The organism is Stenotrophomonas sp. INTA L402-1, from assembly GCF_059295135.1.
The window spans coordinates 1-535 of the sequence record NZ_JCAFWP010000234.1; the positions used below are offsets into that span (position 1 = coordinate 1).

A 535-nucleotide genomic window follows, 5' to 3' on the forward strand; every position below is an offset into this window, starting at 1 on the left:
GGCTGGCTCGCCTGCTCAACCGCACCGCGCTTGAACTCGGCACTGAACTTCCTACGCTTTGACATGAACACTCCTCATGGCCTGAATCGGCCTTCTTGTAAGTGTCCGTGAAAACGGGGCTGAACCCGAGCGATCCGGGATCTTCTCGAAGAAGTCCTCTGCCAAACGCATTTCGCCTCGACGGTAGGGGCTGAGCCGGGCATCGAGCATGATGTGCGAGCGCACGTTCATCAGCGCCACCAGCCGCATCAGCGGATAAGGCGTCTGCCGTTCGGTGCCGGTATTGCCCGACCCAAAATGCGCACGTAGTTCTGGCGTGTCTGCGGTGCGCAGCAGGGCACCGTCAACGGCCAGCACCTGCAGGCCCTGCCAGTCATCGTCGGGATAGCGCTCGGCACCCCAATGCTGGCCGCACCTGCGGAAAAGATCCTCTACCGGATCTGCGCCAAGCCGCGCGCGAGCCTGGCTGATGCCGCTGCGTGCAGGCAGATCCAGCGATGCAAGGCCTTGGGCACAGATGTTCAGTCGCCTGGCC

The 535-nt window shown here is 62.8% G+C and carries 1 pseudogene; it reads right to left on the reverse strand.

The window, feature by feature from the left end:
* Nucleotides 1-126: 126 nt before the first annotated feature.
* Nucleotides 127-535, reverse strand: a pseudogene (locus tag AC5O77_RS22550) (transposase domain-containing protein); the annotation flags it as partial.